Origin of the sequence: Paenibacillus agri, from assembly GCF_013359945.1 — a bacterium.
Lineage (GTDB): Bacteria > Bacillota > Bacilli > Paenibacillales > Paenibacillaceae > Paenibacillus_AQ > Paenibacillus_AQ agri.
In genome coordinates this window covers 1-14,248 of record NZ_JABWCS010000193.1, presented here as the reverse complement: position 1 = coordinate 14,248, position 14,248 = coordinate 1, and the positions used below count along the sequence as shown (strand labels likewise).

Annotated in this window: 10 protein-coding genes; 1 reads left to right on the top strand and 9 read right to left on the bottom strand. The window is 46.4% G+C overall.

What is annotated here, in order from left to right:
* Positions 1-4 precede the first annotated feature (4 nt).
* The 3 genes from HPT30_RS05455 to HPT30_RS05445 form a co-directional block, all read right to left on the bottom strand.
* The gene (locus HPT30_RS05455; protein WP_175370428.1) at positions 5-1,186 is read right to left on the bottom strand and encodes a MalY/PatB family protein; all 1,182 of its coding nucleotides are present in this window, start codon (positions 1,184-1,186) and stop codon (positions 5-7) included.
* 119 nt (positions 1,187-1,305) lie between these two features.
* Positions 1,306-1,959: a deoxynucleoside kinase gene (locus tag HPT30_RS05450; protein ID WP_175370427.1), complete on the bottom strand. Its 654-nt coding sequence runs from the start codon at positions 1,957-1,959 to the stop codon at positions 1,306-1,308.
* Complete coding sequence (locus tag HPT30_RS05445; protein ID WP_175370426.1) at positions 1,956-2,579, bottom strand: deoxynucleoside kinase; 624 nt, start codon at positions 2,577-2,579, stop codon at positions 1,956-1,958. Before HPT30_RS05445 ends, HPT30_RS05450 begins: the two co-directional genes overlap by 4 nt.
* Positions 2,580-2,835: 256 nt before the next feature.
* Here HPT30_RS05445 and HPT30_RS05440 point away from each other — a divergent pair, with 256 nt between their 5' ends.
* Entirely contained in the window at positions 2,836-4,317 is a 1,482-nt protein-coding gene (locus tag HPT30_RS05440) for a stalk domain-containing protein (RefSeq protein WP_175370425.1), read from the top strand.
* 198 nt (positions 4,318-4,515) lie between these two features.
* Here HPT30_RS05440 and nspC read toward each other — a convergent pair whose 3' ends face one another.
* The 6 genes from nspC to HPT30_RS05410 all read right to left on the bottom strand — a co-directional run bounded on the left by nspC (position 4,516) and on the right by HPT30_RS05410 (position 13,648).
* Positions 4,516-5,652, bottom strand: coding sequence for a carboxynorspermidine decarboxylase (gene nspC / locus HPT30_RS05435; RefSeq protein ID WP_175370468.1), 1,137 nt, complete (start codon positions 5,650-5,652; stop codon positions 4,516-4,518).
* A 14-nt stretch (positions 5,653-5,666) separates the two neighbouring features.
* Positions 5,667-6,866, bottom strand: coding sequence for a saccharopine dehydrogenase family protein (locus HPT30_RS05430; RefSeq protein ID WP_175370424.1), 1,200 nt, complete (start codon positions 6,864-6,866; stop codon positions 5,667-5,669).
* 292 nt (positions 6,867-7,158) lie between these two features.
* Positions 7,159-8,532 carry a DUF5808 domain-containing protein gene (locus HPT30_RS05425; RefSeq protein ID WP_175370423.1) on the bottom strand — a complete coding sequence of 458 codons (1,374 nt, stop codon included), beginning with the start codon at positions 8,530-8,532 and terminating at the stop codon, positions 7,159-7,161.
* 10 nt (positions 8,533-8,542) lie between these two features.
* Complete coding sequence (locus HPT30_RS05420) at positions 8,543-8,938, bottom strand: GntR family transcriptional regulator (RefSeq protein WP_175370422.1); 396 nt, start codon at positions 8,936-8,938, stop codon at positions 8,543-8,545.
* Positions 8,939-9,429: 491 nt separating this feature from the next.
* Entirely contained in the window at positions 9,430-13,008 is a 3,579-nt protein-coding gene (locus tag HPT30_RS05415; RefSeq protein WP_175370421.1) for a M14 family metallopeptidase, read from the bottom strand.
* Between the two features lie 367 nt (positions 13,009-13,375).
* A complete protein-coding gene (locus HPT30_RS05410) occupies positions 13,376-13,648 on the bottom strand; it encodes a hypothetical protein (protein ID WP_175370420.1) in 273 nt (90 codons plus the stop codon).
* Positions 13,649-14,248 lie beyond the last annotated feature (600 nt).

Genomic DNA, 14,248 nt, shown 5'->3' with positions numbered 1-14,248 from the left:
AATGTTATTGTGCGTTTATGGTCCCGACAGCTCTGACAAAGCGCTCCAGCGCTTCCTGCAGCGTGGAACGGGGACAGGCGAGATTGATCCGCAGATAACCTTCGCCTTCGGTGCCAAATATCGAACCTTCTTGGAAGGCAATCTGGGCTTCCTTGTACATTAGCTTCTTGAGGCCCGGAACATCAAGTCCAAGCGCCCTGCAATCGATCCATAGCAGGTAGGTCCCATCCGGGCGGGTAATGCCAATCTGCGGCAGATAGCGCTCTAAATAATCGGTAGCATATTTCACGTTGCCAGCAATGTATTGAATTAGCTCTTCCAGCCAATCTTCACTTTCATTGTAAGCAGCCTTGACGACCTCTGCGGCAAAATACCCGATATTGTGAAGTCCAAGCGCATCCAGTCTACGCTTGAATTTTCGCCGCAGCACGGGGTTGGAGGCCACGATAAAGGAGGTTTGCAGGCCCGGTGAATTAAAGGTCTTCGTCACAGACAATGCTGTCACCGTAATGTCCGCCAGTTCCGGAGACAATCCGGCAAACGAGACGTACTTATGACCTTCGAACTCCATATCGCAATGAATGCCGTCCGAAATAACCGTCACTCCATACTGCAGGCATAGCTCGCCCAGACGCAGCAATTCATCACGTTCCCATATCCGGCCGACAGGATTATGCGGACTGCACAGAATCATCAGTTTTGCTCCGTCCTGCATTAGTCTCTCCAGTCCTTCATAATCCATCTCATAACGGCCACCCTGCTGCAAAAGCGGATTCTTGACCAGCGTCCGGCCATTCATTTCAATCACATCATAGAATGGACGATAGACAGGAGTCTGAATAATCACTCCATCCCCCGGCGCGCTAAACAGCTCCACACACAATCCCAGGCTGACTACGACACCAGGCGAATTAACAATCCACTCCCGCTTCAACTCCCAGTCGTGCCTTCTCTCAAACCAGGAGATAATTGACCCCTGATAAGAGTCATCACTGATACTATATCCATAAAGCCCCAGCTCCGCACGGCGAAGCAGCGCCTCCTTCACAGCTGGCGGGCTTTCAAAGTCCATATCTGCTACCCACAAAGGCAGAATATTCTCGTTCCCAAATAGCTTTCCGCATTCATCCCATTTGACGGAACCCGTATTGCGGCGGTTAATTACACGGTCAAAATCATACTTCAACTATCGTCACCTCGTCATCTTGTTGTTCAAATATTGTAACATGGGCCGGGCAAATTAAACATGCATCCCTCTGCTGACAGCAAAAAGACGGCATCTAAGCGTGCCGCCTTTTCCAGGAATTATATTTTAGCTCCCGAGCCCGCAATGGTCCGACCCACCTGCTCCAGGATATCGGAGAGGGACGCCGGATCATGCACGTCATAGTCATCAATGTTCAGGCGCAGCACCGGGCAAGCCTTGAATTCATCGATCCATATCGAATACCGGCGGTGCATCTGCTCCCAGTAAGAAACATCCGTCTGAATCTCCATCTCGCGGCCACGTTCATTAATCCGGGTTAGGATCGATGGCAGACTGCCCTCAATGTAGATCAGCACATCCGGGTGCGGGAAGTACGGGGTCATTACCATGGCTTCATAAAGACTGGTGTAGGTCTCATAATCCGTCTTAGACATCGTCCCTTGATCTGCATGCATTTTGGCAAAAATACCGGTGTCCTCATAAATGGAACGGTCCTGCACGAACCCTCCACCCATCTCGAACATCTTCTTCTGCTCCTTGAAGCGTTCAGCCAGGAAATAAATTTGCAGGTGGAAGCTCCACCGTTCAAAATCATGATAGAACTTCTCCAGGTAAGGGTTATGATCCACCTGCTCCAGTGAGGTCTGGAAGCCGAGCCGGCTCGCCAGCGCACCTGTCAGTGTCGATTTTCCTACACCCACGGTTCCGGCCACCGTTATGATTGCGTTCTCCGGGATTTGATATTGGTTCATTCCATAAGCTCCTTTACTTTTGCAGCAATTTCTTCATAATGCATCCGATTCTCCACAAAATCGACCGTATTGCCATCTATGGTCATAATAATAGTGGACGGCTCACGGGCAGCCAGAGAGCTCATCGCATCATCGTAATCCTCGATCAGCTGCTGCAGATAGGCCTTGTCCATCCCTTCTTCAAAAGAGCGGCCGCGCTTAGCAATTCTAGCCAGCAGGGTATCGAGATCTGCTCTTATATATAGAATGATATCCGGCTTCGGCAGATCATCAGTAAGCACATGATAGATTTGGCGGTACTTGTCCCGCTTCGTCCCCTTCAAGGTCCGCTCGCTAAAAATCAGATTCTTATAAATATGGTAATCCGAAATCACCGGCTTGCCCTTCTCTATGTACTGGGTAATCGTATCCTCCAACTGCTTATACCGATTGCAGAGAAAGAACATCTCCAGTTGAAAGCTCCAATCGTCCATGTTCTGATAGAACTTGTCTAGGAACGGATTCTCTTCAACAATTTCCTTAATAATAGGAAGGTGTAATGTCTCGGCAAGCATCGAAGACAGCGTTGTTTTCCCTGCTCCGATCGGACCTTCCACGGCAATAAATGGCGCTTGTCTCATTGATGCTGAATTCCTCCTCCAAATGCGGACCCCTGCTCTAAAAACAGACTGATTTATTGTATCACAGCAGCATCTATTTTCGCATAATAAAAATTTAAAATGATAGCTTCAGACCGTAATCTTCCCTGCATGGCCTTCTGAGATACGTATGAGTTTCTAGCTGTCCAGAAGGAAACTTTTTGAGCAAAAATGCGTCTAACTGTAGGAGAAAAACATCCTATATTTTCCCAATTATAATTTTCGAGGTGCAAAACAAATGAATAAAAAAACATTGTTTCTCAGTGTCATGTTGGGCCTTACGCTGGCCGCAAGCGCTTCTATCGTCAGTGCTGAATCTGCTCCCGCCAGTAAAATCACTTCCTACAGTCAAGATTCCCTGATCAAAAGTGATGGCAGTCTGTGGGTATGGAGCTACAATCAGCCTGTGCCCACCCAAATCTCTGGTTTATCCGATGTGCAGGCTATCTTTGACGACGGATATGTACTGAAGAAGGATGGCTCCGTCTGGCTGTGGGAACGGAAAGGCCGTGATCTGATCATTGAACTGGTCCCTGTCAAAGGATTGGAACGGATTATTGATGTCTTCCGCTATGGACACACCACACTGGCCCTGAATGAGCAGGGCGACGTATTCGCCTCCATTCCAAATCAGGAGGAATGGGAACCCGCAACCTTTATTCCAGTAACTGGCATCGATAATGTCGCGGATATACAAGGCTATTATGCTTTTGAAGAGGAACAGTACATCTTTTTGAAGAAAGACGGGTCTGTCTGGAAGGATAATAACCGATTACAGACCTTTGAGCCGGTTCAGGGGCTGAACAACGTGGTGCAGATTGTGCATAATATGGCCCTTAAGGCAGACGGCACCGTCTGGACCTGGCCCGCCACCTTTGAACGAAAGAGTGCAAAACCAAAGGCTATGACCCCGGTGCAGCTTCAACCGCTAGCCAACATTAAAGCCATCAGGCATAATAGCTACTCCAACATTGCGATTGACGGCGAATCCCGTCTTTGGTTCTGGGGGGCGACCATCACGGGAGTCTCGGATGGAACTACATGGAATGATAATCCGGTACCTGTCCTCCTGAGCGGGATCAAGCATGTGCAGGATGCTTTTGTCGTGGAGAACTCTCTTCTTGCCCTGACCACGGACGGCAAGCTCTTCGCCGCCTCCACCTACCGCACCTCCATGCCTGCGGATGCCGAATTTGAACAAATTTTCTCGGATGTACAATCCATCCGCAGCGGTCCGCGCCATAGTATTATGCAGAAGAACGACGGCACACTCTGGGGCTGGGGTGTGAACAAGCATGCTGAATTGGGTTATGGAGACTATGAATTCAGCCATACTAAGCCCGTACCTGTACAGAAGCCGATCTCTGTCTCACTGAATGGTGAGAATGTAGCTCTGACCAGTGGTGTCATTACAAGGAATGGTCAGAATTTCATTCCTCTTCGTTCTGTGTTTGAGAAGCTAGGCGCCAAAGTGACCTTTGATCAGATGAACAAGTTAGCAACTGTGGCCCGCACCGAAGACGGCAAGCCTGCCATTACGATCAACGTCAGTGCCGCGAGTGGACAGACCAGGGTTAATAATGAGCTAGTTACACTCCAGAACAAACCGTTCAATGTGAATGGCATCCTATATCTGCCGCTGCGGTTTATCAGCGAGAAGCTGGGTGCAACCGTAGAATGGCTACCGCAGGAGGACAGGATTGCCATCACTATGAAGTAAGCTGAGCGACAAATACTAGCTGAACTTAAGTTTAAGCATCCCGAACTGACAATACCCTGTCTATTAAAGCTTTATCGCTTCATAGCATTGGATTCTTAAGTTCACTCCATAAGGCAATCACTTAAGCCACAGGACAACAAAGGAGCTTCCTCAAGCCGTAAACCGGCTATCGGAAGCTCCCTTTAATTACGTATAGGATTAGGACAGACGGCCGCTGAAATCCTCGAATTGGAATTCGCGGATAACCTTGATGCCCTCTTCTTCGTTATAGGAAGCAATGGCCGGCAAATTCACACCGTTGAACATGTGATTCTTCACCATGGAGTAGTGTGCCATATCCAGGAACACCAGCTTATCACCGTACTTCAGAGGCTCCTTGAAGGAGTAGTCGCCAATGACATCTCCTGCGAGACAGGTCATGCCGCCCAATCTGTACGTATACGGATGCTCACCCGGCTCACCAGCTCCAATAATACCAGGACGGTAAGGCATAGCCAGAACGTCTGGCATATGACACTCTGCGGAGGTATCCAGAATGGCAATATCCATTCCATTGTGCATCACGTCGAGAACAGTAGCCACCAGATATCCGGTGTTCAGAGCAACTGCTTCGCCCGGCTCCAGATAAATCTCGAGATCATACTTCTCTTTCATGTACACAATACAGCGAACTAGGGTATCCAGATCATAATCCGGACGGGTAATATGATGTCCGCCGCCGAAGTTCAGCCATTTCATACCATGCAGGTATTCACCGAACTTCTCTTCAACGACCTTCAGGGTCCGCTCCAAGGTATCGGAGTTTTGCTCACACATCGTGTGGAAATGCAGTCCATCAATACCTTCCAGCTCTTCCGGACGGAAGTTCGGCAGGGTTACACCCATTCTCGAGAAGTTGTAGCACGGATCATATAGCGGAATTTCAAGCTCCGAATATTCCGGATTGACGCGAATACCGCAGCTGATCTTCTTCGGTGCATTTTGTACCCGGTCCTTGAACCGGTTCCATTGATCGAAGGAGTTAAACACAATATGATCGCTGTAGCTCATGATTTCGTCGAACTCACGGTCCATGTAGGCCGGAGCGTAGACATGAACTTCTTTGCCCATTTTCTCATAGCCAAGTCTGGCCTCGAACAAGGAGCTGGAAGTCACGCCATGCAGGTACTTGCCGACGAGCGGATACATGGAGTGCATAGAGAAACCCTTCTGGGCCAAGAGGATCTTGGCGCCAGAGCGTTCCTGCACAGAATTCAAAACTTCAAGGTTGCGTACCAGCAATCTCTCATCCACAAGATAGCTGGGCGACGGCAGGCTGCTGATGTCGATACCGATTTCCTTCATTGGCCTTAGTCAAGCAGCGTTGGCGAGAAATCTTCTTGCCAAGGCAATCCTTGTTTGTTCAGTTGCTCCATGAATGGGTCTGGATCGAACTCTTCAACGTTGTATACGCCTGGTTTGTTCCAGATGCCTTTCAGGATCATCATTGCACCGATCATCGCCGGTACGCCTGTTGTGTAGGAGATCGCTTGGGAGCCTACTTCTGCGTAGCACTCTTGGTGATCGCATACGTTGTATACATAGTAAGTCTTAGGCTGGCCGTCTTTAGTACCTTGGATGATACAGCCAATGTTTGTTTTACCCTTAGTTCTTGGTCCCAGGGAAGCCGGGTCTGGCAGAATCGCCTTCAGGAACTGCAAAGGAATGATTTCTTTGCCTTCATATACAATCGGCTCGATGGAAGTCATACCTACATTCTCAAGCACCTTCAGGTGGTTCAGGTAGTTCTGCGAGAAGGTCATCCAGAAACGGATCTTCTTCACGCCCTTGATGTTAACGGCGAGGGATTCCAATTCCTCATGGTACAACAGGTAAATGTCCTTTGGACCGATTTCCGGAAGGTCATATACTTTTTTCTCAGACAACGGTGGCGTTTCGATCCATTTGCCATCCTCGAAGTAACGTCCGTTTGCGGTAATTTCACGAATATTTATTTCAGGATTGAAGTTGGTTGCGAACGGGTAACCGTGATCACCTGCATTGGCATCCACAATATCAATCGTATGAATTTCATCAAAGTAGTGCTTTTGCGCGTAGGCTGTGAACACGCCTGTCACGCCTGGGTCAAAGCCGCTGCCCAGCAGTGCAGTAAGTCCCGCTTTCTCAAATCTTTCCTTGTAAGCCCATTGCCAGGAGTACTCGAACTTCGCAGTATCCTGTGGTTCGTAGTTTGCAGTATCCACATAGTGAACACCGGTTGCCAGGCAGGCATCCATAATGGTCAGGTCCTGATAAGGGAGAGCCACATTAATGACAACATCCGGCCCGAAGCTCTTGATGAGCTCGATAACTTCCTCCGTATTGTCCGCATCAACTTGTGCCGTCTGAATCTTCGTACGGCCACCATCTAATTTATCTTTCAGCGCGTCGCACTTCGCAACCGTTCTGCTTGCAATACAAATCTCTTCGAACACATCCGGATTCTGGCAGCATTTATGAACAACAACACTGGAAACACCGCCAGCGCCAATAATTAACGCTTTTCCCAAATTAATAACCTCCTAAATTCCATATGCAAAATCAACAAGGCTGATTATACAGAATAGTTCCCAAATAATCAATAAAAACCGACAAAAAATGATATCTTTTGAGTAAAATCTTTGAGTTTCGCCGTTAATACTCTGCAATTCACCGAAATACACTGAAATGCTCTGTTTTCCTGCGAATTATTCTTTTAATTTCAAAAAATCCATACGGCGAGAACTAAAATTAGACAACTAGACTATTCTATCACAGTAACGCACCAGTGGATACGAATTTTTCATAATTCAATGATATAACTCACCTATCCTGCAGATCGGCAAAAATCTTCTTCGTCTGGGAAGGATCTTTGGCATTGTACACCACATAGATATCCGGCAATTTGATCACAATATACGGCGGAGAATTTCTATACGTGTACAGTTTAGTTTTCCCGTAGGTGTCAAGCTTGAAGTTGCCTATAGCTACTGTATCCACCCAGATCCCATTTGTGCGTCGTGCGCGCGGCAAAGCGTCCACAAGTGTTATCTCTTCAACATCCTTTAGATTGAAGCTATAGTTGTACAGCGGATACTCAATACTCACCTGTCGGTTCTCGCCCAACGCAAAGTGTGGAGTTGAAAATTCTGCCTGAAAAGTCATCCAGCCCGTCCCGATAAGGACAACTGGCAAAAATACAAACAGACTGCGATATATGCTTTTACCCACTTTTGTCCCCGTGTTAATCGTTGTGCCGATCCCTATCCGCTTTGGTACCATAAGTGAGCTGTCGTTCGGGTTATTATATGTAGTCCCATTAATCCAATACTCATCATCATCGGTAACAAAGACCGCGCCTTCTCCCTGCCCAGCGATGTCCGCCGATAACGTCTGCACTTTGTGGTGTACCAGCAAAATACCGGCCACAGGCAGAACGCTAATGATCAGAGCGCCCGCTATCCATATTGTATTCCCCGGGGAGACCTCCCTCTGAAGAGCATAGGCAAGCGAAACAGCGCTGACACTGTTTAAAACAGCGAGGCCAAGCCACAGCAGTGACCAGTACCTCAGGACGATCCTGTTGAGTTTCACATTAAGTTCATTGTCCACGCTGAACACCTTTGGTTTCATTTTGCCAAAAGCCCGAAATACGATAAGCATCAGCGCCACCGTCGCCAATGCAACCGCTCCGATCACCCGGTTATCGCCGTCTCCCTGCCCCCCTATAATAAATGGAACAGCACCAATGAGCGCAGGCACTATAAACCAAAAAGGGGAAATCATCATCCGCTCCTTAAGCAGCGAGAGCTTGGTATCCACACGGACAACCCTTTTCTCTCCGACAAACCATCCGTTTCTCACTTTGATCTCCTTGGCTGCCCGGTGCGCTTTCAGAAAGGGAATCCGAAGTACATACATCATGACAGCTCCCCAGACCATCGTGTAGATATAAGCCAGTGAGACGTACTTAGTCAGGAACAGGAGCGGCAGCAAAGCAAGCAATAGCCATACACTATAGGCAGCGAACCTTTTTTTACTTGTCACCTGCAGACGCGTCAGTTCTTCATCCTCCATCGCTTCAGCCGGCAGGCTCACACCAAACCACAGGCTTTCTCTGGGCTTAAGTTGACTTGCATAAGTGACCAGAATAATCGTGAAGATTAAAAGTCCTATGAACAAAAAGAGAATCTGCATGGAAGTCCCCCTATTCTGAAATAGAATTTGGTTTAAACGTCACCGCACTAAATATGGAAGTACACATCTGCATAAACTCGTCGCGGGGGATTCCCTTCAAGCTTGCTTCTGAGATGACCAGCCGCAGCTCATTCTCAAGCTTCGCTTTAAATTCCGCCTGTCCCGCCGCCAGCGGCATGACCGTAGCCCCGTGCCTGCGATCAATGGAGATAAATCCTTCATTCTTCAAAATGGCATAGGCCTTGTTCACCGTCATCGCGTTCACACCAAGGTCTTGGGCCATTTGCCTGACGGTTGGCAATTTTTCGCCGTAAGCCAGTGCTCCCGAACCTATCCCGATTACGATTTCGTTGCGGAGTTGGACATAGATCGGAAGCTCGCTTTTAAAATCCAGAGTAATGATCATAGAGCCTCCTGTTATAGCTGTTGTAGCTGTTAATTGGGTATTTGTATCATATACTCTAATACAAATAATACTTAAAGTAAAATTTTTCTATTATATTAAGTGAAATTAAGATTCAAACAGAAGATCAGGCGTTATTCTGGTGAAGTTCGGGCTTTAGCTTTTAGACGCAACACTCCGATGCCCCGCAGCAGTCTTCTTAACAATGGAAAATGACTCTAGCTCCCCAACTAAGAGCATTTTTGTACCTTAAATTTCTTTAAAAGAGGTAAAAAAGGAAAATAAGGGCATTATTGTATCTTATTCTCCTAAAATAACCTTAAAAGGACTATTCAAGGGAAATTAACGTACAATATTGTCCTTAATTCCCACTAATCCTTAGCTGCAGAGTATTTAGGGTACAAAAATGCTGTTAATTACACTTATACAAAGAAGGATGCCCCTAAAGCCATAACCGGCTTTGGGACATCCTTCATTCTTATCTGTTGATTCTATTACTTCAGGTTAATCAGATTGCTAATGATAACCGCAGCCTGGGCACGGTTGGCAACACCTTTTGGTCCGAACGTGTCGGCTGTCAAACCTTTAACGATACCTTCTTGGGCAAGCAGCGCTACCGCTTCTTTACCGTAAGAAGCAATGCTTCCTTTATCTTTAAAGGTTGCCAGGGTCGCGTCAGCGTCGTTTACAGACTTGCCTTTGAATTTCTTCAGGGCATTGGCGGCAATGATCGCCATTTCTTCACGTGTAATCGCACGCTTCGGATCGAACTTGCCTCCACCTACACCGTTAATCAGGCCGTTGTTGACCCCGGAAGCGATGTAGCTGTAAGACCAATCCGTTGCTTTAACATCACTGAAGGAAGCAGCGGCATTCTCATCCAGCAGGTCGAAGGCACGCACGATCATGGTGATGAATTCAGCACGTGTAACTTCTTTCAGTGGTGCGAATGAATTGTCGCTTACACCTTTGATAATACCTTTTTCCGTCAGTTCCTTAATGGCGTCTGTTGCCCAAACCACTTTACTAAGGTCAGTGAAGCTTGGCGTTGCTGCAGGCGCAGACGGTTGAACTGTTGGAGCTGGTGTTGCGGTTGGTGCAGGCGTTGCTGATGGTGCAGGTGTTGCAACAGGTCCGTTGCCACCCGATGACACTGGCGGCGGTGTCTCCAAACCACCATTGTCCATACCGTCTGCTTCAGTCGCAGCCGGAGAAGAAGCATAGATCGCATTAGCCAGCAAACGGAACTGGTTCTGCGGGTGATATTTGTTCAGTAGGTCGTTAGCAAACAATGTTACATTCAGGTTGTTCTGCTTGTAGCTCAGAGCCAATACTTGGTCCTTAGCAGCACTGCTGTTCGGCCACCAGCCGGCTTTGAAGAAATCATCGCCGTTGCCGTATTTAGCCAGCACTTCTGCACCCTCTGGAACGGCAGTGATGTAAGCCGCCGACACAGTGTACAGGTATTCAGAAGCTGCGTAAGGCGCTGTAATTACGTTATCTTGGGAGATAACCGCCTTAAACAATCCTTCATGAGCGTCAGCTCTGCCAGCTGCGTTGACTGGGTTAGAATAATCCAGACCAGGCAGAACCTTAAGATTTTTGACTGTGCTCAGAATACTTCTACCATAACCGATAAACGGTTTACCGGAAGCAATCAGATTGGTTCCCGAGTTCACAAGAACGTCGGCTGCTGCTGTATCTGTTGTTACTTTAAATCCAAGATCAGCCACAATGAAGCCAGGTGCACCGCCAATGGCGACACTTGGAGCCTTCAAGAGCTTACCTGTCTTATCTGCATTTGGATTGAATGGCACAAGATCCAGCAGATATTTGGAAGCAACGGTTCTTAAGTTCGATCTGGAGACAAGGAAGCTTCCTTTTTCATATCCATATCCATCTTTTTCGAGCAAAGTTACAGCTTTTTTGTTCGCCAGCAGCTCATTTACTGCTTTGATTGCATCATTGTTACTGTTACGGATTACGTAGTTTTGCTCGAATGGATAGCTATCCAGGTTGGTGCTAGGAATTGCAATACTTGTAACTTGCTTTGTTATTCCCTTAAAAGCACCAGCAGTGCGGATAATGTGACGGTCGAAACCGCGCATGTCCGCGAAATTCTGTACAGTATCGGAATACATTTCATTGAAGTCGGATACGTTGAGTCCATCATACAGTACCAGGTTCGCAAATCCGCGTTTGGCCTGATGCATGTTCACGACATAGGTTCCTGCTGGGTAAGTGACAGAACCCACAGTAACACTAGTGGTGGTCTGCTCTACCTTGATGTTGTTACGAAGCAGGTATTGTACCATTTTGTACGTTTCCAGCTCATTTTTTTGCAGGTTCTTGTCAACTGGCAACACGTAATACTCAGGGAAGAAGTTTGCATTCTCGCCCCGCGGACGGCCGATCGGCTCGTATTTCGCATTGATCAAGTTTTTATCAACTGCTCTGTTATCTTCATTATTGATGCCGCGTTTGAAAATCTCCAGCTGATTCAGGAACAGCTTCTCCTTGTTGTCCACTACATAGCTTGTTGCTCCAAGAGTAGCGTAGTAGAAAGCATCCAGTGAATCTTCGTTCAGCTCAGGAACTTCAAGCGTGTGTCCCATTGCACCTTGTTGCATTGCATATACTGCTGTATACGCTGGGGAAGCATCATCCCAACCTGTTACATAGGTACCGGAAGCACCTTTATAGTTCGGATCTTCCCTTAATTTCTCACTTTCTTCGTAAGGAACATGATAGGAATCATATTTGGTATTCGCAATCGCAGCATTCCCCATAGCATGTGCCTGATCAACCATGTTGTCCAATACCAGGTCATACTCGATGTTTGGATCATGTGGCGGAGTGCAAGGCTCGATCAAGAAACCACTGACAAATCCGTGCATATCCAGAAAGCTAAGTGGCGTCCATTTAGCGATTTGAGCCGTTACTGCTTTTGTTTCCGGTTGAGTCTGGTAAGAGTTATCGCGGTTCGGGTCTAGCAATGTAGATGTTGCGCGTGTGTTCAACGCACGGCCATCCGGATTTTCTACATAATCCAGAAGGAAGATTACGTTATCTAATGCCGTATCAATATCCAATGATACTTTTTTGGCATTGCCTTTATCGTCAGTTGTGTCATACGATACTACTTTTTGTGTCATCAGGGTGTCGAGGAACTTGATGATCACGTCTACCCCGTTAGCTTCATCAGCATGAATGTTGTTCAGCCAGATAGGTACTTTATAGTCTTTCAGTTCACCGCTTCTGATCTTCGCCTGCAATGCGGCAGGGTCATTCATCATCAGTGGCAAGGTTTCATTCAAATATTGGTCCACAGAAGCCTTGTCTTTGCCCACGATGGAGAAGTGGATCGCACGGCCTTGGGTTGAGGTACCAATTTGTTGATACTCTACGTAGCGGTTATATTTATTGTTGCTCGGCGCAGTGATACGGTCAATCGCCGGTTTAATCTCATCGTATGTATGATAGGTATCATACGGGTTCAGCTTCACTTGCTGCACTGCCACAACATGTCCGGACGGGATGGAGGCTTCCAGGTTGTAAATACCTGCACGCTTCACATACTCTGCACGGATCCCGGAGAGCGACAAATTGACACCATACAAAAGGTCAAAATGAACCAGTGCTTTGACAGTAGAACCAGAGACAGGCTCATAAGTCACCTTAATGAATGGGTCTCCCGTATAATCTCTAACTTTAGAGTCATTATTCCATTTCTTCCAAGCAGCCAGCGGCTTCATCTCTTCTGCATTTCTGCCGAAGTTCCAGATGATTTGGTCAGTGGTTGTACCTTGCGGAAGATCGAACGTGATTTCCAGTGTTCTGGCTTCCGTCATGGAAGCTTGGTATACCTCAGTGGATATTGTAGGTGGCGCATAGACTTCCGATGTTACTGATGGCTGGGATGTCCCTTCGGAAGATCCTGCTGCGTCAGCTGCAGGTGCTGTTACAGATTGCGGTGCAATCTCACTTACTTCTGGTGCGGCATAGGCTGCAGGAAGCAGTCCGGACATTACCAGGGTAAACGCAATTAATAAGGATAATAATCTTTTAGACATGGTAAACCCCCTGTATATTCGTGTTGATAGATTTCTGGCCGAAGTATCATCTCGGCTCTATGAAGCTATGATCCTTGCATTCCTCCATTCCGGCATATCTTCTAAACCATCCGGAAAACTGACACTCCCATGTAAGAACCGGATTAATATGCAGAATAAACTATTATTATTCATATGAGATACTATAATATAGCATTTGTTTCAATTTCGGAAGCACTTTTATTAAAATATATTAAAAAAATTTAATATATTTTCTTCAGCTGAGCTAAAATAATATAATCTCTATGCGGACACACCCTCAAAAAATAGCCCTCCATTGAATGGAAGACTATTTTCCAGATTTAAATAATTACATTTTCGTAATATTTTATACTCTATTTCTCTTGGCTTTGTTCCAACTGAAAAGGATACGCCCAATACCGATAACTGACGCAATTACAAGTATTGTTGTATTCCAAGTCCAAGCCCCAGCACCATATATTAATGCCTGAGTCACTACCATAACGATAGCTACGCTAAACCCTAAAATTATAACCACATCCGGTGCTTTACTGCCTTCTCTTTGTTTTTTCTTGTAGATGTTAAAAAATAAGCTGAACAAAATAATAAAGATCAGAATCGCAACTAGATAAACATTCATTTAAATCCCCCTCTTATATCAGCCTAACATGTCATATCCAAAATCCGTATGAGTCATTAATTCTAAATTTTCGACTATATTCGACATAACAAGTCGCAAGAAACGAGAAAGAATGAAGGGGAGGGTTGAACTGTAAGAGAGAAAGTATTCGCCTGAAAGCTTTTCGCTGGAAAGCTCACCCCCGTAAGCCTAAGCTGTTACCTGATTTCAATCGCTAATTTTGAAGTGAAATTAAAATCCAAACTGAAGAGCAGGCGTAAAGACTGGTGAAGTTAGGGGCAGGACGCAAATTCTCCCTCCAACTCCCCTTCCCCTTCCCCGTCTCAACAGTGAAACAATGCTTCTCCTCCCCAACTAACGGCATTTTTGCACCTTATTTTTCTTCAATATAGATAAATAAGTTAAATAAGAGCATTATTGTTAGACCTGTTGATTGGCCAAATTATGAGTTTAAATCCAGAATTTATTTAAATAAATCCTCCACTCTAACGACAATGTTTGTAAACTTAATAATCGTGCGAAATCGGCAAATGTTAATTTTGCGCTCCAATGCACGACCTTTTGACCTTCGTCAAACAGGAGTTTAAGCAAAACATAAAC

Coding starts and splice junctions, on each gene's coding strand:
- HPT30_RS05420 (WP_175370422.1), bottom strand. CDS start 8,938: ATGATCATTACTCTGGATTTTAAAAGCGAGCTTCCGATCTATGTCCAA.
- HPT30_RS05440 (WP_175370425.1), top strand. CDS start 2,836: ATGAATAAAAAAACATTGTTTCTCAGTGTCATGTTGGGCCTTACGCTG.
- HPT30_RS05425 (WP_175370423.1), bottom strand. CDS start 8,532: ATGCAGATTCTCTTTTTGTTCATAGGACTTTTAATCTTCACGATTATT.
- HPT30_RS05445 (WP_175370426.1), bottom strand. CDS start 2,579: ATGAGACAAGCGCCATTTATTGCCGTGGAAGGTCCGATCGGAGCAGGG.
- HPT30_RS05450 (WP_175370427.1), bottom strand. CDS start 1,959: ATGAACCAATATCAAATCCCGGAGAACGCAATCATAACGGTGGCCGGA.
- HPT30_RS05415 (WP_175370421.1), bottom strand. CDS start 13,008: ATGTCTAAAAGATTATTATCCTTATTAATTGCGTTTACCCTGGTAATG.
- HPT30_RS05410 (WP_175370420.1), bottom strand. CDS start 13,648: ATGAATGTTTATCTAGTTGCGATTCTGATCTTTATTATTTTGTTCAGC.